The organism is Microcoleus sp. S13_C5, assembly GCF_036700845.1.
Classification (GTDB): domain Bacteria; phylum Cyanobacteriota; class Cyanobacteriia; order Cyanobacteriales; family Microcoleaceae; genus Microcoleus.
The window spans coordinates 1-25,153 of the sequence record NZ_JAUBPR010000035.1 but is presented as its reverse complement, the minus strand read 5'-3'; the positions used below and the strand labels follow the sequence as shown (position 1 = coordinate 25,153).

The 25,153-nt window shown below is 46.5% G+C and carries 25 protein-coding genes and 2 pseudogenes; 13 read left to right on the top strand and 14 right to left on the bottom strand.

Annotated features, from left to right (window positions below; translation table 11 throughout):
- Window positions 1-122: 122 nt before the first annotated feature.
- A complete protein-coding gene (locus tag QUA04_RS12200) occupies window positions 123-719 on the bottom strand; it encodes a phycobiliprotein lyase (RefSeq protein WP_333139497.1) in 597 nt (198 codons plus the stop codon).
- Window positions 720-854: 135 nt separating this feature from the next.
- Between QUA04_RS12200 and QUA04_RS29945 the strand changes: the two genes are divergently transcribed.
- The gene (locus tag QUA04_RS29945; protein WP_445242317.1) at window positions 855-1,118 is read left to right on the top strand and encodes an NblA/ycf18 family protein; all 264 of its coding nucleotides are present in this window, start codon (window positions 855-857) and stop codon (window positions 1,116-1,118) included.
- A 230-nt stretch (window positions 1,119-1,348) separates the two neighbouring features.
- Here QUA04_RS29945 and pstB read toward each other — a convergent pair whose 3' ends face one another.
- The 4 genes from pstB to pstS form a co-directional block, all read right to left on the bottom strand.
- Entirely contained in the window at window positions 1,349-2,149 is an 801-nt protein-coding gene (gene pstB, locus QUA04_RS12190) for a phosphate ABC transporter ATP-binding protein PstB (RefSeq protein ID WP_333036858.1), read from the bottom strand.
- Between the two features lie 91 nt (window positions 2,150-2,240).
- The gene (gene pstA, locus QUA04_RS12185; RefSeq protein WP_333257253.1) at window positions 2,241-3,134 is read right to left on the bottom strand and encodes a phosphate ABC transporter permease PstA; all 894 of its coding nucleotides are present in this window, start codon (window positions 3,132-3,134) and stop codon (window positions 2,241-2,243) included.
- A gap of 34 nt (window positions 3,135-3,168) precedes the next feature.
- Window positions 3,169-4,125, bottom strand: a complete 957-nt coding sequence (gene pstC / locus QUA04_RS12180) for a phosphate ABC transporter permease subunit PstC (RefSeq protein WP_333257250.1) — start codon at window positions 4,123-4,125, stop codon at window positions 3,169-3,171.
- A 258-nt stretch (window positions 4,126-4,383) separates the two neighbouring features.
- Entirely contained in the window at window positions 4,384-5,568 is a 1,185-nt protein-coding gene (gene pstS / locus QUA04_RS12175; protein ID WP_333257247.1) for a phosphate ABC transporter substrate-binding protein PstS, read from the bottom strand.
- A 382-nt stretch (window positions 5,569-5,950) separates the two neighbouring features.
- Here pstS and QUA04_RS12170 point away from each other — a divergent pair, with 382 nt between their 5' ends.
- From QUA04_RS12170 to QUA04_RS12145, 6 genes are all read left to right on the top strand, one after another.
- A complete protein-coding gene (locus QUA04_RS12170) occupies window positions 5,951-6,529 on the top strand; it encodes a biotin transporter BioY (RefSeq protein ID WP_333244950.1) in 579 nt (192 codons plus the stop codon).
- A 286-nt stretch (window positions 6,530-6,815) separates the two neighbouring features.
- Window positions 6,816-7,328: a signal peptidase II gene (gene lspA, locus QUA04_RS12165; RefSeq protein WP_333257244.1), complete on the top strand. Its 513-nt coding sequence runs from the start codon at window positions 6,816-6,818 to the stop codon at window positions 7,326-7,328.
- Between the two features lie 205 nt (window positions 7,329-7,533).
- A complete protein-coding gene (locus tag QUA04_RS12160) occupies window positions 7,534-9,162 on the top strand; it encodes a radical SAM protein (protein ID WP_333257242.1) in 1,629 nt (542 codons plus the stop codon).
- A 43-nt stretch (window positions 9,163-9,205) separates the two neighbouring features.
- A complete protein-coding gene (locus QUA04_RS12155) occupies window positions 9,206-9,556 on the top strand; it encodes a transcriptional regulator (protein WP_333257239.1) in 351 nt (116 codons plus the stop codon).
- Window positions 9,557-9,568: 12 nt separating this feature from the next.
- The gene (locus tag QUA04_RS12150; protein WP_333257237.1) at window positions 9,569-10,030 is read left to right on the top strand and encodes an SRPBCC family protein; all 462 of its coding nucleotides are present in this window, start codon (window positions 9,569-9,571) and stop codon (window positions 10,028-10,030) included.
- Window positions 10,014-10,202: a CPXCG motif-containing cysteine-rich protein gene (locus QUA04_RS12145; protein ID WP_333257234.1), complete on the top strand. Its 189-nt coding sequence runs from the start codon at window positions 10,014-10,016 to the stop codon at window positions 10,200-10,202. The genes QUA04_RS12150 and QUA04_RS12145 overlap by 17 nt, the downstream gene beginning before the upstream one ends.
- Before the next feature lie 4 nt (window positions 10,203-10,206).
- Here QUA04_RS12145 and QUA04_RS12140 read toward each other — a convergent pair whose 3' ends face one another.
- From QUA04_RS12140 to QUA04_RS12130, 3 genes and pseudogenes are all read right to left on the bottom strand, one after another.
- Complete coding sequence (locus tag QUA04_RS12140; RefSeq protein ID WP_333257231.1) at window positions 10,207-10,959, bottom strand: gamma-glutamyl-gamma-aminobutyrate hydrolase family protein; 753 nt, start codon at window positions 10,957-10,959, stop codon at window positions 10,207-10,209.
- A 199-nt stretch (window positions 10,960-11,158) separates the two neighbouring features.
- A pseudogene (locus tag QUA04_RS12135) lies at window positions 11,159-11,798 on the bottom strand (DUF2834 domain-containing protein).
- Window positions 11,799-11,948: 150 nt separating this feature from the next.
- Window positions 11,949-13,214, bottom strand: a complete 1,266-nt coding sequence (locus tag QUA04_RS12130) for an FAD-dependent oxidoreductase (RefSeq protein ID WP_333257228.1) — start codon at window positions 13,212-13,214, stop codon at window positions 11,949-11,951.
- 8 nt (window positions 13,215-13,222) lie between these two features.
- On the opposite strand from QUA04_RS12130, the gene QUA04_RS12125 reads away from it, so the two are divergent.
- The 3 genes from QUA04_RS12125 to QUA04_RS12115 all read left to right on the top strand — a co-directional run bounded on the left by QUA04_RS12125 (window position 13,223) and on the right by QUA04_RS12115 (window position 16,028).
- The gene (locus tag QUA04_RS12125) at window positions 13,223-13,456 is read left to right on the top strand and encodes a hypothetical protein (RefSeq protein ID WP_333257225.1); all 234 of its coding nucleotides are present in this window, start codon (window positions 13,223-13,225) and stop codon (window positions 13,454-13,456) included.
- A complete protein-coding gene (locus tag QUA04_RS12120) occupies window positions 13,447-14,838 on the top strand; it encodes a glycoside hydrolase family 10 protein (protein WP_333257222.1) in 1,392 nt (463 codons plus the stop codon). Before QUA04_RS12125 ends, QUA04_RS12120 begins: the two co-directional genes overlap by 10 nt.
- A gap of 209 nt (window positions 14,839-15,047) precedes the next feature.
- Window positions 15,048-16,028, top strand: a complete 981-nt coding sequence (locus tag QUA04_RS12115; protein WP_333257219.1) for an aldo/keto reductase — start codon at window positions 15,048-15,050, stop codon at window positions 16,026-16,028.
- 128 nt (window positions 16,029-16,156) lie between these two features.
- On the opposite strand, the gene QUA04_RS12110 is transcribed toward QUA04_RS12115, so the two are convergent.
- The 4 genes from QUA04_RS12110 to QUA04_RS12095 form a co-directional block, all read right to left on the bottom strand.
- Window positions 16,157-17,371, bottom strand: coding sequence for a M20 family metallopeptidase (locus QUA04_RS12110; protein ID WP_333257216.1), 1,215 nt, complete (start codon window positions 17,369-17,371; stop codon window positions 16,157-16,159).
- A gap of 256 nt (window positions 17,372-17,627) precedes the next feature.
- A complete protein-coding gene (gene bioD, locus QUA04_RS12105) occupies window positions 17,628-18,335 on the bottom strand; it encodes a dethiobiotin synthase (RefSeq protein ID WP_333257213.1) in 708 nt (235 codons plus the stop codon).
- 60 nt (window positions 18,336-18,395) lie between these two features.
- Window positions 18,396-20,078, bottom strand: a complete 1,683-nt coding sequence (locus QUA04_RS12100) for a protein kinase domain-containing protein (protein ID WP_333257211.1) — start codon at window positions 20,076-20,078, stop codon at window positions 18,396-18,398.
- A 374-nt stretch (window positions 20,079-20,452) separates the two neighbouring features.
- A complete protein-coding gene (locus tag QUA04_RS12095; RefSeq protein ID WP_333257208.1) occupies window positions 20,453-20,911 on the bottom strand; it encodes a GatB/YqeY domain-containing protein in 459 nt (152 codons plus the stop codon).
- Between the two features lie 609 nt (window positions 20,912-21,520).
- On the opposite strand from QUA04_RS12095, the gene QUA04_RS12090 reads away from it, so the two are divergent.
- From QUA04_RS12090 to QUA04_RS12080, 3 genes are all read left to right on the top strand, one after another.
- Window positions 21,521-22,513 carry a ribose-phosphate pyrophosphokinase gene (locus QUA04_RS12090; RefSeq protein ID WP_333257206.1) on the top strand — a complete coding sequence of 331 codons (993 nt, stop codon included), beginning with the start codon at window positions 21,521-21,523 and terminating at the stop codon, window positions 22,511-22,513.
- Between the two features lie 430 nt (window positions 22,514-22,943).
- Entirely contained in the window at window positions 22,944-23,687 is a 744-nt protein-coding gene (locus tag QUA04_RS12085; RefSeq protein WP_333257203.1) for a DUF3747 domain-containing protein, read from the top strand.
- Between the two features lie 70 nt (window positions 23,688-23,757).
- Window positions 23,758-24,300 carry an S-layer homology domain-containing protein gene (locus QUA04_RS12080; protein WP_445242316.1) on the top strand — a complete coding sequence of 181 codons (543 nt, stop codon included), beginning with the start codon at window positions 23,758-23,760 and terminating at the stop codon, window positions 24,298-24,300.
- Window positions 24,301-24,369: 69 nt separating this feature from the next.
- On the opposite strand, the gene QUA04_RS12075 is transcribed toward QUA04_RS12080, so the two are convergent.
- Window positions 24,370-24,705: a XisI protein gene (locus QUA04_RS12075; protein WP_333257201.1), complete on the bottom strand. Its 336-nt coding sequence runs from the start codon at window positions 24,703-24,705 to the stop codon at window positions 24,370-24,372.
- Window positions 24,693-24,839: pseudogene (locus QUA04_RS12070) on the bottom strand (element excision factor XisH family protein); the annotation flags it as partial. The pseudogene QUA04_RS12070 and the gene QUA04_RS12075, both read right to left, overlap by 13 nt.
- Window positions 24,840-25,153: the final 314 nt, after the last annotated feature.

Here is a 25,153-nt window from a genome sequence, read left to right as displayed (position 1 = left end):
GTCAGTTGACTGTTGTCAGTGGGCAGTGGGCAGTGGGCAGTGGGCAGTGGGCAGTCAACACTCAACAATCAACACTCAACAGTCAGCAGTCAACAGTCAACAGTCAACATCCAACAGCCAAATTACCAACCCAGAGCCGAATAAAACTCGCTGGCGGCCACTTGATCTGCGGCTGCTTCTGATGTTGCATCCGAGTCTGGTTGCACCCGAATTTCGGTACAAAAAGTCGAAGTGCTGAAACCGCCAAAGCGCTTTACGGTACTCGTCCGCATCCGCACGTTTGGATTAGCAAACCAGAAACGCTCGATCGAACTCATCGTCTCGTATTCGGTAATCAGCAGCAGCCCATCCTCATCATCCATCTCAAAACGGCCAGCCACCGGCACAATTTCCGCATAGCCGCGTTCGCGCAACATCAAGCCCTGCCGGGGATTTTCAGGATCGGGGACGATCGCGAACACCGTAGACCCTTTATGATTCTCATCATCCTTATCCCACGCCATCGAGCCGTGCCAAGTCACAAAAGCCCCCCCAGCAGCCCGGCTCGGATCGACTTCGTGCATCTTGCAAATATCGGCGACTCGCGCGTCATCCGCACCCAGCGCCGTTACCTGAATATTTGAATCCCCAATCTCCGCCTGGCGGAAAGCGAGGTGGTGAGTGCTGCGCTGAGAACGCCACTCCCCAGCACTGCTTTGAAAAAACTCCATTGCATCCATACGAACTAGCTCCTTTGGCTTAGGCTTCCCTGTCTTTACGCCTTTTTATGATAAGGCTCCCCCCACTTAGATGTACTTTTGCTACACAAATTAGTCTCAAAATGTCTACTTTGGACATATTGTCAAGCGAATGTTATGATAGTTTACAATGTAGGAGACACAACAAATCCTGCGAAACGTCATTTCGATCAATTTCGCATCAATCTCAGCAAACTGGAGGAGCGATTTATGGATATGCCTACAACCAGCCTCAGCATGGAACAGCAGTTCAAACTTCAAGTGCTGCGCGAAGAAGTCAAAAGGTTAAGCCAAGACCAAGCTCAGGAATACTTGCTCGAAGTTATGCGGCAAAACATGGTAAAAGAAAACCTGTTCAAGCATTGGATGAAGAATATGTGAACTCTTCGAGCATTTCTTCACAAAAATCAGTGGCTTCTCTCTGCAAAAAGTACGATCGACCTATTAAACATAAAAACCAGAATCCCGCTTTCTCCAAGAAAGCGGGATTCTAAATTCAGAAAAGTTTTACGCAGTTTTTTTGTTGCTACCAAACTCAGCAAATTAAATGTTTTTAGTCTCCTAGAGAGGGACTTCGTTTTTGTAGCGACAGGTTTCAACCTGTCGGGGACTCAACCAAAACGGCCGCTCACATAATCTAAAGTAGACTCTTCCTTCGGACTTTGGAAAATTACCTCAGTCTTGTCACACTCCACAAGATAGCCAAACCGCTTCCCATCGTCAGAAAGTTTAGCATTGAAAAAAGCAGTCAGGTCAGAAACCCGAGAAGCCTGCTGCATATTGTGAGTAACGATCACAATCGTATACTTCTCCTTGAGTTCCCGCATCAACTCCTCAATCTTAATCGTAGAAATCGGGTCAAGAGAAGCGCAAGGTTCATCCATTAACACAACATCAGGATTAATCGCGATCGCCCTAGCAATACACAAACGCTGCTGCTGGCCACCCGAAAGAGAAAAACCGCTTTGCTTCAACTTATCCTTCACCTCATCCCACAAATAAGCTTGGCTGAGCGATTTTTCCACCAGCTCATCCATATCCCCCTTATAATTGTTCACCCTCGCACCGTAAGCAATATTGTCATAAATCGACTTCGGGAAAGGATTCGGCTTTTGAAACACCATCCCAATCTTGCGGCGCACCGCCACAGCATCAATATCAGGATCGTAAAGATTTTGGCCGTGGTAATCAATCCTACCCTCTAAACGAAAACCGCTAACTAAATCATTGAGGCGGTTAAAACATCGCAGAATTGTACTTTTACCGCAGCCAGACGGCCCAATCAAGGCAGTAATGCGATTTTTAGGAATCTCCATTGAAACATTTTTAACCGCGTGAAAAGCGCCGTAAAAAATATTGATATTTTCTGTCCGTAAAACTGTTTCCGTTTGCTTGTCTAAATCCATCATCATACAGGTAACAATCCTCTCAAATTTTACTCAAGACCTGGGTTACATTCGGCCTTCACCATAAGTGCATGAATGCCTTTTTAAAACTCACCCTTTAATACACTTTTTTGTGAGTAGCCCAGCGAGAAAGAATACTCGTCAATAAAACCATAAACACCAAAATCAAAGATGCAGCCCAAGCCAATTCTTTCTGTGCCTTAAAAGGAACCGTTGCAAAGTTGTACACCAAAACCGAAAGACTCGGAGTTGGCTTATCAAATCCTGCAGGCCAGAAAGGCGAATTGAGCGCCGTGAAAATCAAAGGAGCAGTTTCTCCAGCAGCACGAGCAATTGCCAAAGTCACACCGGTTAAAATAGCCGGAATTGCCGCAGGCAAAACTACCTGCAACACCGTTTGATAATTAGAAGCACCCACACCAACCGACGCCCATCTAATATCTTGCGGGACGATTTGTAGAGCTTCGTCAGTAGTCCGCACAATTGTCGGCAACATCAGCACAGCCAGCGCCGCGCCCCCTGCAATTGCCGAAAAACCTCCCATATTTACCACGAACAAACCGTAGGCAAATACCCCGGCAATAATCGAAGGAACGCCGCTGAGGACATTAGTAGCAAAGCGTACCCAGCGAGCTACTTGGCCACTGCTGAACTCCGACAAATAAACGGCGGCCAATACACCAAAAGGAACAGCAATTAAAGAAGCAATTCCCACCGTCATCAATGTACCGAGAATTGCATTAGCAATACCGCCTCCCGATAGTCCGGGCGGCGGTGGCAGCTTGGTAAACAAGTCTAAATTCAGGCGATTAAAACCTTGTACGGTGACGTAGGAAAGCACTGCAAACAAAGGCAGCAGAGTGATTACCAGACTAGCTCCAGCCAGTAGAGTCATCCCCAGACTAAACAGCGCTTGCGGGCTGTTTTTAACCTTCTTCAAACTACCTGTTTTCGATACCAAAGGATTCTCATCGGAGACGCTATTTGACATAAACTAAAACTATGTAGGAAATTGCGGCAAACTTCTAGTTGTACTTCGCTCTTACTTGAGAAACAATCCACTCTGCCAAAATATTAACAATCAGTGTCATAATAAACAGAATTAGCCCAGTGTACATCAGAGCTGCTACTTGCAACCCTGAGGCTTCCGCAAACTGATTTGCCATCAGAGAAGCAATAGTATTTGCCGGAGCTAACACAGAAAGACTTAACTGATTGGAATTGCCAATTAACAGAGTTGCAGCCATTGTTTCTCCCATCGCGCGACCGAGCCCGAGCATAATTCCGCCGACAATGCCGGAAAAAGCCGCCGGTACGAGCACTCTAAAAATTGTTGTCCAGCGAGTAGCTCCTAAACCTAAAGATGCTTGCCGCAATTCGGGCGGGAGACTTGCCAAAGAGTCGCGGGATATAGCAGTAATAATGGGCAAAGTCATGATTCCCAAAATTACTCCGGCTGGTAACATTCCCGGCCCAACTGGCGAGGTGCTAAAAATCGGCAGCCATCCGAAAGTGCCGTTGAGAAACTTGCCGAGAGTGGTAATCATGGGAATCAATACAGCAATTCCCCACAAACCGTAGACTACGCTGGGAATGGCGGCTAAAAGTTCTACTAAAAAAACCAAAGCTGTACGCACTGGTAGCGGCAGAAAGTCCTCGCTCAAGAAAATGGCAGTCCCTACTCCTAATGGTACTGCAATTAGGAGCGCGATCGCCGAACTGACGATCGTCCCGTAAATCATCGGCAGCGCGCCGTACTCTTCTTTAACCGGATTCCAGCTACTGCCAAACAGAAAGCCCAAACCGTACTGTTGAATCGCAGGTAAAGCCCGATAAGCAACGGTGAGTGCGATTACCAGCAAAATTACACCAACTCCTATGCCCAAAATCCGAGTCAGCCAGATAAAGCCTTGGTCTAAGGATTTTTCTGCCCCAGAGCGCGATCGGCTCTCTGATTGAGCGCTGTGATTATCTGAAATCATAGAAAAAAAAACCAAATATATAGTAGTGGAAAATAGCCTGTTTCGGAAAAAGCTTGAAGGAAGCAGAAAGAAAGACCATAAATAAAATCAAAGAGAGGCGGGTTTATTAATCCCCTGAGTTTTCAACAAAAATTTCTGGTAAAACCCGCCTCTACAGAAAAATCTCTCTTTTTTTCTTCAGTCTTCCTTCTTCCGTCTTCAGTCTTCCTTCTTCCTTTTTCTCTGTTCCTTCTTCCCTCTTCTTTCTTCCTTCAATTACTATTTGGCAACCTCAATCTTGTAGTCTGGGCTGATGCCGTCAGCGGCCGCGGCTACTTTTTCTTTAACGCTTTGGGGCAGAGGAACGTAGCCCAATTCGGAACTAACTTTTTGACCTTCATTCAAGCCGTATTCAACCATTGCCTCGATGGCTTTAGCTTTGTTGGGGTCAGTAACTGTTTTGGGGACGAGCATCCAAGTGTAGGTGACAATTGGGTAGGATTGAGCGCCTTCGGGGTCTTCGATAAATGCTCGCAGGTTTTCCGGCAGGGGCGCAGTCGCTAAAGCTTGAGAAGCTGATTCATCGGTAGGTACTACAAATGTGCCTGCTTTGTTTTGCAAAGATGCAAATTTGACATTGTTGTTTTTGGCGTAGCCGTATTCTAGGTAGCCGATGCTGCCTGCAGTTTGCTGAATTTGGGCTGTGACGCCTTCGTTGCCTTTTGCGCCTACGCCTACGGGCCACTGTACGGTTTTGCCGTCGCCTACTGCACTTTTCCAGTCGGGGCTGATGGCACTCAGGTGTTTGGTGAAGACGGCGGTGGTACCGCTACCGTCGGAACGGTGGACAATGGTGATGGCTTGGTCTGGCAATTTAGCCGTCGGGTTGGCGGCTGCAATTTTGGGATCGTTCCACTTGGTAATTTTACCGGCGAAGATATCTGCGTAAACATCCCGTGGCAGTTTTAGTGGTTCGGTTAAGTCTGGCAGGTTGTAGCCGATGACGATGCTGCCGGCTGTCATGGGCAGCAAGATCACGCCTTTGTCTGCTGGAACTTTGGCGATTTCGTCGTCTTTCATGGCGGTGTCGCTGGCCCCAAAGTCTACTGTGCCTTTGGTAAATTGTTCGACTCCGGCGCCGCTGCCTACTGATTGATAGTTAATTTGTACTTTGGGGTTGATTTTGTTGAAGTCTTGAAACCAACGCTGGTACAGGGGAGCGGGGAATGAGGCGCCGGCTGCGGTGATGGCTACGTCTGAAGCTAGGGCGAGTTTGGTGTTTGCTGCTGTGCCGGTGGCTGCAACGGGGGAAGCGCCGGGGGATGCTGCAGTGTCGCCGGGAGTGGGGGTGCTGCCTGTGGTTGTGCTGCCGCCGCCACAAGCTGCTAAACTGAGGGCGATCGCCATTGCGGAAATTGCTGTAGTCAGACGGTTTGGATTAATCAAGTTGAGACGAAAAAGCATAGGTATAAAAAATCTGCGATCGTTATATGGGTGTCCCGCATCAGCATAGCGCGCAAAAGTAAAGGTTAGGTTAAGAATCTTTACACTTAATCGCAATTTAATATTAATTAATATTATTAATGTTATTTATGAGCTTGACAATTGTGAATTTATAAGATAATGGCATAGAAATAGCTACGGAAACAAGCAGTCGATCGCCCTCGGGCGAAAAATTCCCCATTAAATTATCACAAGATCCAGGCTTGAGAACCAGAAAACCATACAATGGTGGTTTTTTTGACAGTAGTGCTAGTATTAAGAATTTAAAAGCTGCGGGCATTGAAGCTTGCCTCGGACAAATGCCTTCTGCCTTATACCTCCTGACGAATGCCGTTTGATGATAATGCCTGCTCCTATTGAATTAATCTGGGCTGTTATTGGTTTGCTCCTGACGATAGGAGGCACTTTTTTGCCTGCATCTGTCACAATTCCTATTGGTTTGTGGGACGATCGAGGACTTCAGGCGTACTCTTTAGGTGTTACCTATCAAATTGGAGCCGTTTTGCTAGTAGGCTGCATGGGGGGGAAAAATGCTGCGGCTCTCTCGCAAATTGCTTATTTGGCATTAGGATTAACTTTGTGGCCAGTTTTTTCTCAAGGCGGCGGCATCGGCTATCTCAAAGAAGCGAGTTTTGGGTATTTGCTGGGTTTTGTGCCTGGTGCTTGGGTGTGCGGCTGGGTGGCTTTTAAGGTGGCTTCGCGGCTGGAATCTATGGCTTTTAGCTGTTTGTGCGGTTTGTTCACTGTTCACGCGATCGGCTTAATTTATCTAATTTTTACTTACTTGCTGCCTCCAGCAAAAAAAACACCTTTATTCGATGAGATTCTTAAATATTCGGTTTACCCTCTGCCGGGGCAATTGGCGGTAGTTTGTGCGATCGCAGTGCTGTCATTTACTTTGCGTCGCTTGATGTTTTATTAATTGCGAAGAAAGAAGGAAGTTCGGCAACGAGCAATGTACGGGATGTAACGGATGTAAGGAAGAAGGAAGACGGAAGAAGAAAGAAGGAAGGAGGAAGAAGGAAGAAGGAAGGAGGAAGAGGTAACTGGTAATTGTGCAAAATAAGGTTATACTATACATTGCGAAACGGGAAAATAATCTCGCTGCGGCTGGGATTGCTTTGCTGCACTGCATTCTGCTCGCAATGACAAGTGAGATTGGAGTAAATTCTCTCATGCCCGATGCCCCATTTTCTATTGTTTAATTCATGCGTTTTAAAAGAAATCCCTTGTTCTGGGTGGCTGCTGTTATCAGTTTAGTTTTAGACCACCTGACTAAGTTTTGGGTGGTGCAAAATTTTGACTTGACGGTTCCTCCGCAGACGCAGGCGCTGTTACCTGGGGTGTTCCACTTCACTTATGTTGTTAATACCGGTGCGGCTTTTAGTCTGTTCAGCAATGGCGGGGCGATTTGGTTGCGGTGGCTGTCTTTGGGCGTTAGTGTGGGATTGATTGTGCTGGCTTGGTTCGGGCCACGAATTAACCGCTGGGAACAAGCTGGCTACGGTTTGATTTTGGGGGGAGCACTGGGAAACGGGATCGATCGATTTGTTTCGGGCCACGTTGTAGATTTTATCGATTTTCGGATCATTCGGTTCCCGGTATTTAATCTAGCCGATGTGTTTATTAATGCTGGGATTATCTGTTTGCTGATTGCAACTTTTCACAGTGCACCGCCTACTCCGAGAACTCAGGACGATCGCAATTCTATTTCAGAGTAAATTTGAAGAAACAAGAAGGAAGTTCGCCAACTGATTCGCTTTCTTCGGATGTAACGGATGTAACAGCTAACTAACTGTAGGGTGCGTCAGGGGAGAGCTCCTTAGTTTGTGGTCGCCACATTCAACCCTGGCGCACCCTACAATGACTTTGGAAATGGCTTAAAATGAGATAAGAACAGACCTATTGTTAAAACTAAATTTGCCCGTGAACCCTAATCCATTTGCTCAAGAACGCTTATTATTTGCCCCAGCAACCCCCGATCCTGATGCTATCCCGACTATTTTTGCTTTTCCCAACGAGTACACGGTGGGTATTACCAGTCTCGGCTATCAGATAGTGTGGGCAACTTTGGCTGTGCGATCGGATATTGAAGTGGGTCGTTTATTTACTGATATCCGCGAACAGCTTCCCCGACATCCAGAATTACTGGGATTTTCGCTTTCTTGGGAACTAGACTATGTAAATATTCTAAATTTATTGGAATCTCTAGAAATTCCGATTTGGGCGTCAAAACGAACTGATAATCATCCGATCGTCTTCGGCGGTGGCCCGGTTTTTACTGCTAATCCCGAACCTTTTGCAGATTTTTTTGATGTGATTTTGCTGGGAGATGGCGAACATCTCATAGACAATTTTATTGATGCTTATAAAGAAGTCCGTACCGCCGACCGACAAACTAAATTGCGGCATTTAGCCCAAGTTCCGGGAGTTTACGTCCCCAGTTTGTACGAAGTAACTTATCTGGATGCCGCTGAGGGTATTAAATCGATTCAGCCAGTCGATTCGGGAATTCCCACTATGGTTGAAAAACAGACTTATCGCGGCAATACTTTATCTGCTTCCACTGTGGTGACAGAAAAAGCGGCTTGGGAAAATATTTACATGGTGGAAGTGGTTCGGAGTTGTCCAGAAATGTGTCGTTTTTGTTTGGCAAGTTATCTGACTTTGCCGTTTAGAACTGCGAGTTTGGAGGGTTCGCTAATTCCGGCGATCGATCGCGGTTTAGCTGTGACTAATCGTTTGGGTTTGTTGGGTGCTTCGGTCACTCAGCACCCGGAATTTGAAGCGTTGCTGGATCATTTGAATCATCCGAAATACGACGGCGTGCGGCTGAGTCTTTCTTCGGTACGGACGAATACGGTGACAGTTAAATTGGCAGAAATTTTGACAAACAGAGACAGCAAATCTGTGACAATTGCGGTGGAAAGCGGGAGCGATCGCATCCGCAAAATCGTTAACAAAAAACTCACCAATGACGAAATTATCCAAGCTGCTATCAATGCTAAGGCGGGCGGCTTAAAGGGAATTAAACTTTACGGGATGGCGGGAATTCCCGGCGAAGAGATGGAGGATTTAGAGGAAACGGTGACAATGATGCGGGGGATTAGAAAAGCTGTTCCCGGTTTGCGGTTGACTCTGGGATGCAGCACTTTTGTCCCGAAATCTCACACTCCTTTTCAGTGGTTTGGAGTGAATAAAGATGCGGAGAAGAGGCTGAAGTTTTTAGATAAAGAATTGCGGAAGCTGGGTTTAGAATTTAGACCGGAAAGCTATAACTGGTCGGTGATTCAGGGTTTGTTGTCAAAGGGCGATCGGCGGTTGTCTCGGCTGTTGGAATTAGTGCGGCATTACGGCGATACTTTGGGCAGTTATCGACGGGCTTTTAAGGAGTTGCGGGGACAGTTGCCGGAGATGGATTTTTATGTTTTTCAAGAGTGGGAATTGGATCAGGTTTTGCCTTGGAGTCATTTAAAAGGGCCGCTACCGGAGGCGACTTTGAAGAAGCATTTGGCTGAGGCTAGGAGTTATTTCGCAAAATTGCCCGTAGGCTAAAAAAGGGAGCGCATCTGTTTAACAGATTATATGAGTGAAGATAATGCCTAAAAGTTTACCTTACCATCCCTTTCTAATAGAATCTCTCAAAAAGCCAATAGATTCTGCTATGTATCTAGAGGCTTTTTTTGAAGAAGAAAACCCGGAGACCGAACTGCTACAAATGGTACTTAGCAATGTAGCAGAAGCTCTTGGCAAACAGCAGATGTCTCCCGAACAATATGAATTGCACTTAAAAAAACTGGATGAATTGCTGTCGCAGCAAGGAAGTGATGCGATTTATAATCTGGGAACTTGGCTGAAGGCTTTGGGATTGAAACTAACTGTTGCTGTTTGTACTGATACAGAGGATAATACTGCAAATGCTGAAACACGATCGCACTTAACTGTCTAGCTCAACGATACAATGCCCAATTTTAAATATTCGTCGCTGATTAATGCCACCGTTGAAGCAGTCTGGAACTTTCACGAAAGGCCGGATATTCTGCAACTTTTGACTCCGCCTTGGCAACCGGTGAAAATCATTCGCCGCGAAGGGGGACTCGATGTGGGTGCTGTATCAGAATTTCGCCTGTTATTGGGGCCGATTCCTGTAAAATGGGTGGCAACTCACACTGAGTGCGAACAATATCGCTTGTTTGTTGATGAACAAACCGAGGGGCCGATGGCACGTTGGGTTCACCGACACGAGTTTACCTCAGAAAATGGCAAGACTAGATTGACAGATGCGATCGTATTTTCGATACCGGGTGGCCCGATTGTCGATTTGTTGTTAGGTTGGTGGGTGGAAATGCGGTTAACAGATATGTTTCGCTACCGCCACGAAGTCACAAAAAGAGAGTGCGAGAAAGATGCAAACAACGGCTGAATATTACTGTGCTTTCTGCGGCGAACCGAATACAACTTTTGTTGATACCAGCGGTGGTATGGAGCAATCTTATATCGAAGATTGTGAGGTTTGCTGTCGCCCGAATGTTCTGTATGTCAGAATAGATGAAGATACTCTCGATATTGAAATAGATACTGACTATCAAGAATAAGTGACTATAAAAATGTCGGAATTGCCTTTGATGCTGACTTGGTAGAATTCATAAATCTTGAAGTGGCTGCTTCTACGAAAGCCCGAAAAATTCGAGAGTTTACCGAGCAGTTTGGCGACATTTCCGGATGCCATTGAATTGCTATCATCCAAGGGTGATAGCAGTGCTCCATTGCTTCTACCAAAGTGTCAGGTGCATCGGCTACAATTCGCCAATCGGATGTTACCTTTTTCACTGCTTGATGATGCCAGGAAACAACTGTTGTTGAAGTTTTTCCCATAATTTTTGCTAGCCGACTGTTTGGCTCAATTTCAATGGTATGCTCGATCGCACGCGGGGGAATTCCCGATCCGTGATTAATCTCGTCTCCGTAAGCATCCGGTACGTGAATCACCAAACTGCCACCGCTGGCTACGTTCAGGATTTGCATTCCCCGGCAAATCCCCAACACAGGTATGTCAGCCTTCAAAGCTAGCTTTGCTAAGTTTAATTCAAAATTGTCGCGTTCTGCATTAACCGAGTAAACTGTGCGATCGACATAACCGCCATAAAGTTCTGGGTTGATATCTCCGCCCCCGGAAAAAATCAAACCATCTACTGCATCAAAAATACTACTGGGGTCTAATTGATTGGGCGGCAGCAAAATCGGAATTCCACCAGCCGCCTGAACTGCATCAATATAAGTTCCATTTAAGCGATACTCGCCTGCTGAACAGCGGTTGTATGTTGTGATGCCAACAATCGGATTTTTTTTCATTTGCTAGAGACTGGGAGATAATTATTTAGATTAATACTCTGATTTGGCACTATTTGTAATCAGTGTTTCATGGGCGGGCTAGAAGCCCACCCCACAATAAAACTTACTTACTTATTGTGGAACAGGCATCTTGCCTGTTTCTTATATGATTACTTGTGATTGATTCCTAGATTAAAGTGAGCATTCCCTGAACTGCTGTCTAATTTGTAACAGTTTCAGTATTAGTTTCCGGCAGCGGTTTGCGCGTGCACAGATAAGCCAGCGGCCCGAACAGCGGCACTAATGTCACTGCCCAAAATGCTGCGCCATTCTGCATTCCTCGGCGCGCCATGTCGTCTGCCAATAAGGCAGGAAATAGCAGGCAAAGCATACAAAAATCTAAACTCATTAGGTGGATAAAACGGCTGGTTGGCCACTGTCCAATAAAATCAGACCAATCGCCTCTTGTCAAGCCAAAAGAAACTAAAGCAGCAGCGCCCAATGTTAGGAAAATAGCAGTAAAACGGGAGTCTAATATCTTTAAAAAGATATTTTTATGACCGGGAAATTCAGGATTCGGTTCGCGCAGGGCTAAATAAATAAGGCAGCAAGGCAACCGCGCCGACGCCAAAGGATAAAGTGGCAAATAGCCATGCAGGTATTTTCTGCCCCCTGCCGTCAGCAAATAAGACGCAACTGTAGATGAGCGGCCAGACTCCCATGATGTAGAACAACGCTACAATTAAAGGGTTGATGTCTGCTATTTTGCCTGTGGAAAGATTGGTAATTAGTGTCATGGTTTCTGGGCTGTCGGGTGGTGCAAATACAAAGGCGTAGGTGATAAATGCAATCCAAATCAGCCAAAATCAAATTTTTCTGAACATAGTTAGTTTTTCTTACTTCTGATATTACTATAGCAAGCTTAAATGGTTTTTGAATAAGACTTTTTTTATTTACCGCAGAGGACGCAGAGGACGCAGAGGAAGAGAGGAGAATATCTGAATGTATTGCTATTTGGTATCGCCTGTTTTTGGCAGATTGCTAAAATTTTGCATAAACTGGCGATCGATCCAATCTTTCCAGTACCACAGCAGCGCCGATTCCCACATGAAAGCTCCGCGAGATGCGATCGCTCTTTTATTTCCAGTACCAATTAACCCTAAGTATTGTTCCTGCGGTGCAAAGGGTTTCAGCGGTTTTTCCAATAAAAACTGCTGCAAGTTTTCAAACAGCGGTTTGCCCTGACGCACGGCAAACACCCCTGCTTTGGGACGGGGATAATTAACCATCGCAGCGATATCGCCAGCCCCAAACACGTTGGGGTGAGAGACTGATTGCAGGCAATCGTTGACTTGCATAAAGCCGTTTGAGTCGGCTGCTAAACCAGATTCTCTTATCCAATTGGCTGCCGATGCTTGTGTTACCCAAAAAATGCGCTCGCACTCTAATTCTAAACCTGATTTACAGGAAATTTGGTAATCGGTAGGGAATTGAGGATTGGTTTCTCTCTCAATCTTTTTTACAGCACAGACTTTTTCATGCAAATGCACTTTAACGCCACGATTAATCATAATTTCTTTAAGGCGGCGGCGCACCCGCTGATTGTGTCCCTGCATCAATTCAGCACCGCTGTGAAACAAATGAATTTCTAATTCTTCTTCTTTCTTCCCCCTTCTCTTTTCTCTCTTACGTCTTTCGCTGTACCTTAATATCCATCCGTTAAATCCCGTACACTGCTCGTTGCCGAACCCCTCTTCCTTCCCCAATCGATATTGCATATTTAATGCTAATTCTACGCCGCCTGCACCGCCGCCTACAATGGCTATCCGCAGCGGTTTGTGGGGATGGTTTAGCCTTTCGGAAATTAACTGATTCCAGCTAGCTAAAAACTGCGGTACGGGTTTAGCTGCAATTGCATATTCAGCTGCACCCGGTACAGATAAAGTCGCAGGAGTGCTGCCGATATCCACAGAAAGCAAATCAAAATTAACCGGAGGGCGAGTTTGACAAATAACTAAATTTTTGTTAATGTCGATCGCGATCGCCCGATCGATTAATATTTGACACCCGGCAAATTCAGCGAGCGATCGCAAATCGATGTGACATTCATCATAATCGTAAAACCCGGCAACGTGTCCCGGCAGCATCCCCGAATAAGGCGCGTGCAGCACGTCGCTAATCAGAGTCAAACGCACTCCCGGTAGCGGTTTGATACCGAACATTTTTAATACGATAGCATGACTGTGACCGCCGCCAATTAACACTAAATGTTTCACAATTACAGATGTTCGATCGAGATGTTCCAGCACCAATATTGTACAGCACTTGCACTCCTGGGCCCGCACTGTCCGGTAAGGAAAGCTTGCAGTTCGTAATTAATGATGATTTCCCAGCAGTTAAACAGAATGCTGTCACTTACCCTCTGTCTCAGAGATTATACTTAGCTCAGTTGCGATCGCATAACAGCAATCCACCCATTTCACTTAACCGATTCCAAAATCAGCGCAAATGGCTGTAGACTGTAGAGCGACCAAATTTTATCACCAAATTATGCCGGGGTGTGTTTCAATAGCTAACTCACCATTCAAAACTATGACATTACGCATCATTCCGCGCAGTTGGCAGCGATCGATAAAAACTCTTTTTCCGCTTCTGTTTGCCCTTTCATTCATTATAGTATTGCTGGCGAACAACTTCATTCCGGCGATCGCCCAGCAACCCCGCCAGGAAATTCGCGGCGTTTGGATGACGACAAACGACAAAGACATCCTCAGAGATCGTCGCAAACTAGGAGATGCTGTCAGCCAATTAAAGCGGTTAAATTTCAACACTATTTATCCTGTAGCCTGGAATTCTGGCTATGCAATGTATCCCAGCTATGTAGCGCAGCAAAGAGACATTCAACCCTTTGTTTACAGAGGGTTAGACGGACAAGATATGCTCGCAGATTTAATTGATAAAGCTCACCGCCAAGGTCTGCTAGTAATTCCTTGGTTTGAGTTTGGTTTCATGGCTCCTCCCACATCAGAATTAGCCTTAAATCATCCCGATTGGCTGACACAAAAACAAGACGGCAGCCAAACATCAAACGACGCGGGCGGCGAAGTAGTTTGGCTCAATCCCTTTCATCCAGAAGTGCAGCAATTCATTACCGAACTTGTACTAGAAATCACCACTCAATATAACGCCGACGGCATTCAATTTGACGATCACATGAGTTTGCCGGCGGAATTTGGCTACGATGACTACACAGTTGCTTTGTATACCAAAGAAACAAAACAAGCTCCGCCCAAAGATTTTCAAAATCCAGCATGGGTGCAGTGGCGAGCCAATAAAATCACAGCTTTTATGTCGCAGCTAAATCAAGCCGTCAAAGCAGTCAAACCCCATGCCATTTTCTCAATTTCTCCCAATTACTACGAGTTTGCTTACAAACATCACCTGCAAGATTGGCTGGCTTGGGTGCGTTTGGATATTGCCGACGAGCTAATCGTGCAAGTGTACCGTCCCAATTTAGAATCATTTGTAGACAAGATTAACCGTCCAGAAATGCAAGAAGCACAGCAAAAGATTCCCACCGGCATTGGGATTATGACAGGTTTGAGAAATAACCCCGTACCGATTCAGCAAATTAAATCTCAAGTGCAAGCAGTCCAAGAATACGGCTTAGGCGTCGCTTTCTTCTACTACGAAAGCTTGTGGGAAGATGCGCCAGAACCCCTAGCAGTTCGACTTTCTCAATTTAGCGATTTCTTCCCGTCTTCTGCATTCCGAACAGCGCTACAAATACCCAGACGCGCGGCGACTTTCCCTCCGCCTGCGCCACCCAAACCAGACCCCAAATCTAAGCCAGAGCAACCTACCAAAAACAGCCCACCTTCGCCCTCGCCAACCACGTAAAAATAAGAAAGAGTCATGAGTCATTAGTCATTAGTTAGAAACCATTAATTCGGAGGGGCGGGTTTTACAACAATAACGCTCTGAGGCGCGGGCTAGGAGCAACGGCCCACAATAAAATCCACTCTTTGTGGAACAGGCAAGATGCCTGTTCCTAACAGAGGTGCAAGATGTCAGTTTAACCGGAGTTAATATAACAACCCTCAATAAAAATGCAAACAAAGCCAAAAATTTTACTGCCAAAAATGGGCTGCGGTACTTGGGCCTGGGGCAACAGATTTCTCTGGGGCTACAATGAAAGTATGGACGACGAATTGCAAGCCGTTTTCAATCTTTGTGTTAGTAACGGCGTCACTTTATTCGATACCGGCGACTCTTACGGCACAGGGAAATTAAATGGACGCAGCGAACAGCTTTTGGGTCAGTTTTCTCAAGAATATCAAGGTGCAAATAAAGACAGTATTTGTATTGCGACAAAACTGGCTGCTTATCCTTGGAGACTGACGCGACAATCAATGATATCGGCTTGCAAAGCCTCTGCTGCGCGCCTCGGAAAAAATGTAGATTTGGTACAAATGCACTGGTCTACAGCCAATTACGCTCCTTGGCAAGAGGGGGCTCTTTTAGATGGTTTGGCTGACCTTTATGAGCAAGGATTGGTCAAGGGAGTGGGCTTGTCTAATTACGGGCCGAAACGGCTGAAATGGGTGCATCGGAAATTTAGCGATCGCCAAATTCCTATTGTTACTTTACAAGTGCAATATTCGCTACTTTCTACCTATCCGGTGACAGAACTCGGATTGAAAGATGTTTGCGATGAATTGGGGATAAAATTGATTGCTTACAGTCCTCTAGCCTTGGGTTTGCTGACGGGTAAATATTCTGAAAACGGCTCTCTTCCTAAAGGTATCCGAGGTTTGGCGTGCAAGCAGCTACTTCCGGGAATGCGATCGCTTTTGGAATGTTTGCGAGAAATAGCGACATTCAGAAACAAGACTGTTTCGCAGGTAGCAATCAACTGGTGCATTTGCAAAGAAACTATTCCCATTCCTGGGGCTAAATCTGTGGAACAGGCGACGGATAATATTGGTGCTTTGGGCTGGGAGTTAGACTCCGGGGAGATTGCCGAATTGGATAAGGCGGCGGCGAGTGTAGATAAAAAAATGGTGCAGAATATCTTTCAAACTCGGTAATATCTGAGATGTTGTACCATTCTCAGGAACAGGCAAGATGCCTGTTCCACAAGACATGAATTTGCTTGTTCTAGAAAAACTAAATTTTGTGGTGGGGTAGGCTTCTAGCCCGCCCCTGAAAGCCTGATTTACACCGCACAAAAATTTTCGACACACCGCACAAACATTTCTACACCCATCCCCAGCGCAGTTTCATCAAAGTCAAAGCGCGGGTGATGGTGCGGGTAAGCCAAGTTTTTCTCTGGATTTGCCGAACCCAAAAAGAAATAGCAACCTGGGACTTCTTGCAAAAAGAACGACATATCCTCGCCGCCCATTGTTTGACATTCGGGAACGATTCCTGCAGGAGTTTCGACAACGGATTCTGCCACGCCGCGCACCAATTCAGCTATTCTCGAATCATTAATAACTGGCGGATAAAGCGCACAATAATCTAATTGGTAATTAGCCCCGTGACTTTGACAAATTCCGGCAATTACTTGCTCGATTCGCTTGGCAAAATAACCTTGATATGATGGGTTGAAATAGCGCACCGTGCCACCGATTTGAGCGGTGTCGGCAATGACGTTGTGGGTGTGGCCTGCGTGGAATTTGCCGACAGTTACTACCGCTGAGTCGATCGGGTCAATGTTCCGCGCGACAATTGCCTGCAAAGCGCTGACAATTTGGGCTGTAACTACGATCGAGTCCACAGTCTGATGTGGCATTGCGCCGTGTCCACCTTTGCCAAAAATCGTGCAGTCAAAAACTTCGACAGCCGCCATCAAAGCGCCGCTGCGGACGCCTACAGTGCCCAAAGGTAGATTGTTCCACAAATGCAAGCCGACGATCGCATCAACATCAGGATTCTTCAAAACTCCCGCTTCAATCATCGGTTTTGCGCCCCCTGGCCCTTCTTCGGCGGGCTGAAAGATAAATTTTACTTTACCCGAAAAGCTGTGTTTGTGCTTTGCGAGATAACAGACAGTACCGAGGGCGATCGCAGTGTGGCCATCGTGGCCGCAAGCGTGCATAATTCCATCATGCTGCGATCGATAATCCACCTCATTTTCTTCTTGAATAGGCAAAGCATCCATATCAGCTCGAATTGCCAAAACCCGCCCCGGTTTGCCGCTGTCTATAGTGGCGACAATACCAGTTTTAGCAATATTAGTTTGATGCTCAATGCCCCATTCCTGCAACTTTTGTGAGATAAACTGCGCCGTTAAATTTTCATCAAAACTCAACTCCGGCTTTTGGTGCAAAAGGCGACGCCATTCGACTAGCTGAGGCTGCAAATTTCTAATCTCCAGCCGCAATTGAGACAAATCGACAGAGGTTAAATTCGGTAAAGTAGAAACCATGTTTTATTCTCCTTTTTTTTTATTAAATTTGACGTTTAGTCACTTAATAAATGGTAATTACTAATTATAGCAACCCTGAATAATTTGTGAAACTCTCTCTTATCTTTCTCTGCGGTCTCTGCGGTCTCTGCGGTTAAAATAAAATCTTCTTCAATCCTATCTGAGTTGTGCAGGAGATTTTTTTTAAATGAACCGCAGAGGGCGCAGAGTACGCAGAGGAAGAGAAGAATGAGAAAGAGAGGTGTTTAGAATAGGGTTATTTAGAAGTCTGAGCAACTAAATTAACCCCTGGTAGCAACCGCTCTAAATCTAAATCTGAAGCAACTTTAGCTAATTTAGCAAGGTCATTCGGGTCATCTAAATGGGGCAAAATACCCAACACAGGTATTTGAGTCAGCGACTGGATCAAATCAACGGGCGCTAAATCGGCAATTTCTTGTTCCGAATAAGCTTTAACGCAATTGAGCACAATTCCTCTCAGCTTAAAACCAGTGTGTCTGGCGAGAGCAACATTCGCCACAGCTTGCCCGATCGCCCCCAACCTCACAGGTACTACCAAAACCCCCCTCAGCCGCCAATCCCTGGCAATATCGGCCACAGTCAGTTCCCACGTTACAGGCGATCCAAGTCCTCCCAAAGCTTCCACCAACACAAAATCCTTGCGCTCAGAGAGGCTTTGCCACGCCGTCCAGACCTTTTCGAGTTCGATACGTCTCCCCTCCCGTTCCGCAGCAATCGGCGGTGCTAGAGGCGCATCAAAGTGCAGCGGATTGAGTTCTTCGGGGGATTGGTCGAGGGCAAACAAACGGGTGTAGAGTTCGCGATCGCCCGTTCCCGTTTGCAACAGCTTCATAATTCCCAAACTGCGATCGGGAAAATACATTTGCCAATAAGCAGCCAGAGCGCTGGTCAAAACAGTTTTGCCCGCGTCGGTATCAGTTCCAGCAATTAGCAGCGAGTTCATTGGCAAATAGCTAAAAAGTAATTGGCCTCAACCTCAGTCTAGGGGAATTTTGCCAGAAGTTTAGAGTTCCGGCGATGGTGCAGGAGTTGGTGCTGGTTCGGGCGAAGGCGCAGGAGTTGGTGCTGGTTCCGGCGACGGTGCGGGAGTTGGGGTAGGTTCAGGCGACGGTGCGGGAGTTGGTGCTGGTGTTGGCGACGGCGCGGGTGTTGGTGCTGGTGCGGGCGACGGCGCGGGAGTTGGTTTGGGTGCGGGCGACGGCGCGGGAGTTGGTGCTGGTGTTGGTGCTGGTGTTGGGGACGGTTTGGGCGACGGTTTGGGCGACGGTTTGGGCGCGGGCGTCGGTTTGGGCGTCGGAGTTGGCGCTGGGCTTGGTTCTGCGCTGGGTTCTGGGCTTGGTTCTGCGCTGGGTTCTGCGCTGGGTTCTGGGCTTGGTTCTGCGCTGGGTTCTGGGCTCGGTTCCGGCAAAGGTTCTAGGGTTGGGGTTGGCAAAGGTTCTAGGGTTGGGGTTGGCAAAGGTTGCGGGGTTGGAGTTGGCAAAGGTTGCGGGGTTGGGGTTGGCAAAGGTAGCGGGTTTGGTACCGGAGTTAGTGTCGGCGTCGGACTGGTGACTGCTGGCGCTGTCGGAGTGGGTTTGGGCCGCGAATTGTTGAGAAATGAGCCGACTAAAGCCCAGGAACCAAAGCCAGTCAAGATTACTAAGCCCGCCAGCAGTCCGATCGCAGCGATGGGATTGTCCCAAAAAGAGCCGCCAGCAGGCTCAATTAACGGGTCTGGCTGGTTTTGCGGGTGGGAACTCTGGGCGGCGGGCTCCGGCGGCCTGCCCACGGCCACTGTTGCTATTAGCGAAGGGTTTGTCTGTACCACTGCTGGCGCCGGCGGTACAGTTGGCTGGCTAGGTTTAGGATTAGTTTGGGCGTCGAGTGCTTGGGCGACTTCGCTGACAGATTGATATCGATCGCCTGGAGACCGGCTCAACATCCGATTCAGCACCAAAGCCAAACCCGTGCTCACCTGCGCTTGCTGCTGCCAATTCCAATGCAGCGTTGTTTGATCGAGCAATTCCTGCGGTTCTTTGCCTGTCAGCAGGACGATCGCCGTTACAGCTAAAGCGTAGAGGTCGCTGCTGGCTGTTGCCCGCCCGCTTTGCAACTGTTCCATCGGCGCGTAGCCGATTTTACCGACAGTTGTCGCGTGGGCTGTTCCTTCGGGAGACTGAACTTTGGTGGCGAGTTCCTTCACCACTCCAAAGTCAATCAGCACCGGCATTTGGTCGTTTTCCCGCCGAATTATATTTTCTGGGGAGATGTCGCGGTGGATGATGCCGCGGGCGTGGATGTGAGCCAGTACCGGCAGCATTTGCCGGATAAATACCAAGACTTCGGCTTCGGTGAAGGTGCGACCATTTGAAGTTCGATCGAGCAACAGTTCGCGGTAAGTCATCCCTTCCACGTAATCCTGCACTAAAAACAAACGCTGGTTCTCTTCAAATATTGCCCGAAACTGGGGAATTTGTGGGTGCCCAATTTGGTAAAGTATTGCCGCCTCTCTTTGAAACAATTCCTTCGATTTTTCCAAAACGTAAGGCCCGCTTTGCACCGGAATCAATTCCTTCAGGGCGCAGCGTTCTTGAAACCGTCCCAAATCTTCTACTAAATAAGTCCGGCCAAATCCTCCTTGACCTAAAATATTCACCAAGCGGTAGCGGTTTTGTAGGAGAGTTCCAATAGCAATAGGTGGCTGCATAAGTTTAAGTAGACAATGTTTAAAAATAGACGATCGCTCACAGACTTAGTAATGCTAGGTCTTTAATGCTCTTGAGCATACTTCACTCTCTGTAGTCCCCAGTCCCGACCAAAGTTAGTATTTTACATTTTTTTGACATTCTTGGACGCAATGATGGTCAGAAACCGGGTTTTTTCACGAAAATACACAGGTTGCAACCCGCAGATCCGATCAAAAACCCGGTTTCTTTAGTGTTGATGAGTCCTGGACTGTTTGAGCAACTTTGAGCAACAGCCCGGATTCCTGTTGGGTTCAAAGTTCAATATTTTTGTGGCGCGAATAGCCCGCCCCTGAAATGCCGATCGCCAATGCTGCAAGATTGGAGTTTAAGCTAACTAGCTGTTAAGCTTTGCTTTCACCATGTCTTGAATTCTGTTACCGTCTGCTTTGCCCTTAAGCTGCTGCATTGCCTTGCCCATCACCTTGCCCATATCCTTTGCAGAAGTAGCGCCAACCGAGGCAATTACTTCGTCAACGACTTGACTCACCTCTTCGTCTGACATCTGGGGTGGCAAATACTCTTCAACAATTGCTAACTCCGCCTCCTCTTGTGCCACTAAATCTTCGCGGCCACCTTTGCGGTATTGTTCGATCGAATCCCGGCGCTGTTTGGCTATTTGCATCAAAATTTCCATTTCTTGAGCTTCTGTCAGCGTGTCTTGGCCGGAGGGACGGAGGCTGACTTCTTTTTCGAGAATAAATTTCTTGATGCCGCGAACAGTTTCCAAGCGAACTTTGTCCTTGGACTTCATGGCTGCTTTGATTTCTGCGTCAATGCGTTCTCTTAAGCTCATCGATTTCTACCTTGCTTTGCCCGATATCAAAAATCTGAAGTATGCTTCCGATTCTTAACTTTTTTTACAGTATTTTTCAAGTTTATTGCCTGTTGGTGGCTTTTTTATCGCATTGAACCCGGATGCCTTTGGCTTTCGACTGAATTTGGGGTGGCTGCACTTGCAGCCTCAGCCCCAAATTGACTCACGCTAGAACTTTTAGACGCAGGGACACAAGTGCGATCGTACTTCTGCCTGTACAGAGTTCGCTAGAACCCACATTCCACACCCTGGGGGTGTCACACAGCATAATTACGCAGACTGCTCTATCTTTACAGTAATAAATTATGCCTTTAAAAAGTAATTTATCCGTTAATGTACGGTATTCTCGTATAACTTATAGTTTTATTAGTGGACAAAAATAAGTAAAAACCGATTGTGACCGTTAAGGGTGCCGAAAGTGGGCTAGAAACCCGGTTTCTCGGGCATATTTCTGCAAGTCCTATTCAATTCGCCTAACTTCACACTTGTGGTCGCCCCGAATGTTAAATGTATTAAAAAATTGGCTGAATATTTCTAGTTTCAGATGGTAAGATAGCGATGGAATAAACGTCCTGCAAGAGGCCTGCTGTGATCCGTTCTGCTACTTTACCGCTTCCGCTTCCCGAGCCGCCAATTTCCGCGCATGACCGTCTGCGGCTGTTCTCCGGTTCTGCTAATATTCCCCTCGCCCAAGAGGTGGCTCGCTATCTGGGGATCGATTTGGGGCCGATGGTTCGCAAGCGGTTTGCTGATGGGGAACTCTACGTTCAAATTCAAGAATCGATTCGGGGTTGCGATGTTTACTTGATTCAGCCAACTTGCTGTCCGGTAAACGATCGCCTCATGGAATTGTTAATTATGATCGATGCTTGTCGCCGCGCTTCGGCCAGACAAATTACTGCTGTCATTCCCTATTACGGATATGCTAGGGCTGACCGCAAAACGGCCGGAAGAGAGTCGATTACTGCAAAATTAGTGGCTAATTTGATTACGGAAGCTGGGGCTGGTCGCATTTTGGCGATGGATTTGCACTCGGCTCAGATTCAAGGTTATTTTGACATTCCTTTCGATCACGTTTACGGTTCGCCGGTGCTTTTGGATTATCTGGCGAGCAAGCAATTGACGGATATTGTTGTGGTTTCGCCGGATGTTGGCGGAGTCGCTAGGGCGAGAGCTTTTGCCAAAAAGCTTGGTGATGCTCCCCTAGCAATTATTGACAAGCGCCGCCAAGCTCACAACGTGGCAGAAGTGATGAATCTTATCGGTGATGTCAGGGGCAAAACTGCTGTGTTGGTAGACGACATGATCGATACTGCCGGCACGATTTCTGAAGGTGCGAGATTGTTGCGCCGCGAGGGTGCGAGGCAGGTTTATGCTTGTGCTACTCATGCGGTGTTTTCGCCTCCGGCGATCGAGCGTTTGTCTAGCGGGGTTTTGGAAGAGGTAATTGTTACGAATACAATTCCTGTGCCGGAAGAGAACCGTTTTGAGCAGTTGACAGTGCTTTCGGTAGCGAATTTGCTCGGAGAAACTATTTGGCGGATTCACGAAGATAGTTCTGTTAGCAGTATGTTCCGCTAGACAGGAAAGGCGCTTTTTGAATGTTTGTTTTAGGGTGCGTTAACCAAGTGTAACGCACCGTTTTTTTGCTCAATAGTGCGATCGTGTCCCGCAAGTAATAAGCCCAGGCTAATCTAAATTTTACTGTCAAGTCGCATCAAATTCTTATGGAGTGGGCTTCCCGCCCGGAAAATACAATTTAGATGCCGAACAGCTTATCAAAGTTCCTCGGTAAAATAACGGTCATAACTTTGTAGTGAAGACTAAAGTCCTGATAAAAATTCGCTCGGACTTTAGTTCTCACTACGAACCAATGTGACGCTCGGCCCTCGATCGCACTTGGTAACACCGGAACAAGAGATGCTAAAATTCTATCTTGTTGTCTGAAGAGCGCGACTTTTTTATATTCTAGATAAGTCTCATCACAATAAGGAGCCAATAGGAAAAAATCATGAAACATTCACTTGTACGAACAGTGGCCGCACTGGCAGGTTCAGCAATTTTAACACTTGGCGCGATCGGTTCGGCTAAAGCATTTACTTTTGACGAAACCGAAATTAACCAAGACCGAGTAATTGTGATCGCCCAACCCCGCCCTTACGGCGGCTACCAATTGCTAATTTTAGAACAAGTATCTGACAAGCGAAAATGCTGGAGCGAAAGTGGCTCTAATCCCGTGAAAGTCGATCCATTATTAGTTAATTTTGATTTCACCGGTATTTGTGGCCGCGCAACAGACAGCAACGGCTTTTCAATTCGCATGGCAGGCACAGATTTAGCATTAAAATATACCCTAACTTTGGAAAGTGTTGAGGGCAATGTTCTACTAATAGGAACTCCGGTAGATTACCAAGGAAAATCTGTGGTTATCGGTCGCACAAATGGCGATGTTAACGATTTCATGAAAATCACTCTCGATCCTGCTTGGCACTTGAGTAAAAGAGCTTACCAAGGTCGTACATTAGGTCATTTTTATTTCACTACTAATCAACCCGCACCGGAAGAAATTGGCAATACCGGAAGCAATACCGGAGGCAATACCCAAGCAATACCGCAGCCCATACCAATACCAATACCGCAGCCCATACCAATACCAATACCGCAGCCAATACCGCAGCCAATACCGCAGCCAATACCGCAGCCAATACCGCAGCCAATACCGCAGCCAATACCGCAGGAAATACCAATACCGTAGGCAATACTGGCTTTTCTACAATGCGGAGATAGCTACCGATGATATCTACGCTTCCGAAATTAAAGAAGCTGTGGGCTTTAGGTTTGTAGCCCGGTTTTCTCAAAATAATACCTTTCGACCGCAACTTGCTGTTACCAGAGAGCAATTGGTATCTTTAGTATTGGAATCCTGGAAAGGAATACAAGATGCTAATATCACATTTCCTAGCAATGTTTCTATCCGTCCCTATAGCGACCTTCCTATTTCTCGCTGGAGTACCGGAAAAGTTCTATTTGCGCGGGACAAAAAGATAGTTAGCGGCTATCAAGATGGAACATTTAAACCTACGCAGCCCGTCACTCGCGCTGAATATATAGGGGTGCTGGCAATAGCGGCGGAATTTGGTTGGTCTGCGCGGGGAATTCAGCCGAATTTAGTTGCTAAAAAGCCGTCTAAAACTTTTTTAAACACTCAGAATTATTGGGCTGCTTCTATTATTAATCAACTGTCTGCTTATTGTTCTGTTGCTGCCGCTATTAACGAAATTGGCAATCGGTATGTTTTCGATGATTCTGCAAAGCAGAATTACGCCGCTGCTACTTTGCGGAGGCTGAAAAGCGTTAAGGCTAAGTAGGGCGAATTAGATACCCGACTTCTTCAAGAAGTTGGGAATCTGAGTATTTTGTTTTTTTAGCTGGACATTTTACGCTACACCGTAATCAGTATAGGGCCGCTTGTATGGGGGTTGCAATCCCAAAACAATATCCTCTCTCGGTACTCCCATTGCAACTAATTCCTCGGCAGGATTTTGGTCGGTTAAATTTTGCTGAAGCCAGATTTTTCCATCTTTGATGTCAATGTGAATGATGCTTCGATAAATCCGGGTTAAGTGTTCCCAGCCGACATTCATCCACTGATAATGATCTCGTTCTGTGTCTAATATTAGTTGCACTTCGACTTCATCATCGGAAACATCATCTTCGGCATAACGGGTGATTGATGTCTGAACGTATTGACGATATTGAGCTAGTTTGTCCATTGCATAATTACCTCATTTGTTGGATCGTATACGATTAGCAACGCCTGATACTGTTGTACCGCAATTTGAGTAAACTCGTATTGAAAAAATGTTCTATACACTTCAAATGGTACTGCCAAGTACAATTTGCGATTGGGTTCAACTTGGAGTTTAGACTAAGCAAAAATTCACTCAGAAGAAGTTGAGTGTAAATTTTGTGAGTTTAGACAGAGGTAGAGAGGTTAACTAATCGATTTGGACGAGTTTTGAAACCGACCTTTACCCTTTTTGACCACAGGATACCGACATCTTGGAGTGCGAGGTTGTCCTATTTGCCATCCGTCTGAATTTCCTCGCCGTTTCGGAGCAACAGCCGGACTTCCAATCCTGATCAGGACTTACGCACGACCACTAGATATAGCGTACCGGGTTTAGAAATACCCATTGGATAGAGCGATAATATAAAATT